The organism is Paenibacillus sp. A3 (assembly GCF_001399685.1).
Taxonomy (GTDB): domain Bacteria; phylum Bacillota; class Bacilli; order Paenibacillales; family NBRC-103111; genus Paenibacillus_G.
The window spans coordinates 1-1,139 of the sequence record NZ_JTHN01000231.1; the positions used below are offsets into that span (position 1 = coordinate 1).

At 55.8% G+C, this 1,139-nt stretch carries 2 protein-coding genes; both read right to left on the reverse strand.

The features are described from left to right. Nucleotides 1-13: 13 nt before the first annotated feature. Nucleotides 14-880: an ABC transporter permease gene (locus QJ48_RS29780; protein WP_237763113.1), complete on the reverse strand. Its 867-nt coding sequence runs from the start codon at nucleotides 878-880 to the stop codon at nucleotides 14-16. Beyond that, on the reverse strand, nucleotides 877-1,139 hold a 263-nt coding region (locus QJ48_RS29785; RefSeq protein WP_157261801.1), incomplete at its 5' end, for an ATP-binding cassette domain-containing protein. The genes QJ48_RS29780 and QJ48_RS29785, both read right to left, overlap by 4 nt.

Here is a 1,139-nt window from a genome sequence, read left to right on the forward strand (position 1 = left end):
TTCGTCGGCAGGGTCAGAAGTATATAAGAGACAGATACTCGGCCGTCTGCGAGGAGTTCTTATCTTCCTTGACCTTGCCGCCATTCATTTGAATGATCGCTTCCTGAAGCCGCTTGCCGAGTGCCGGCGATACGAACGCCGTCTTCTGATGAATCAGCATATCATCGGGAACGCCCTCCGGCTTCTTGAGGATGCCGACGACCCGGACGGGAATTTGGATGTCCACCGTTTCCCCGACATCGTTCGACCGGAAAATTTGCGGCTTCAGCACGATTTGCTTCTGATATACGGGATACGCGATATATCGCTGTTCCCGCCAAGCATTCCGGGCATCGCGTTCGCTCATGCTCTGAAGCTGCTGCTGGCGGGCTTTGGAGATTTGGCTGTCGAACAGCCCCATCGTCGCCCCGTAGCTCAAAATAATCGTGTTCTCCTGCTCCGAAGGCCCGCCCTGCTGCAGTTCATAGCCGAAAGCAGGCAGCGTGTCCAGCTCGGTGGCGAAGATTTGGTCGATATAGCCTTTTTTGCTGTCCACTTCAAATTCGAACTGGTTTAATGTCCGGTATGTAGCCAGTGCCCTAATATATGGGAATGTGCGCATCATGCCGATCTTGGCTTTCGTAAGCTCGTAAGGCTTCGCGCTGTTCGGATCGTTCGGATCGGCTCCTTCGGCGCGGCCGCCGCTGGTTACCGTAATCTCGTCCGATTTCAGATATAGGCTCATCTGCGTCCGGCTGTATTGGTTGATCGACTCTCCGAAGGAGAGGGCGACCACGATGGAAGCCGAGCCGATGGCAATGCCCATCGTACACAGCAGGGTGACGACGACGCGCCGTTTGAGCTGATCCCAGCCGAGCTTAAAATAATCGAGCAGCTTCATTCCGCGTCACCTGCCCATGCGCCGTCTTCGACCAAATACCCGTCGCGCAGTTGAATGACCCTCCGGGTTCGCTTCGCGACCTCCAGCTCGTGGGTAACGATGACGAAGGTGATGCCGAGCGTCTGGTTCAATTCGATCAGCAGATCGATAATTTCTTTCTCCGTCTTCGTATCGAGGTTCCCGGTCGGCTCGTCCGCGAACACAATAGCCGGTTGCGTAATGAGCGAACGGGCGATACTGACCCGCTGCTGCTGACCGC

Excerpts from the sequence above, each read along its gene's own strand:
- QJ48_RS29780 (WP_237763113.1), bottom strand. The coding sequence starts at position 880 with ATGAAGCTGCTCGATTATTTTAAGCTCGGCTGGGATCAGCTCAAACGG.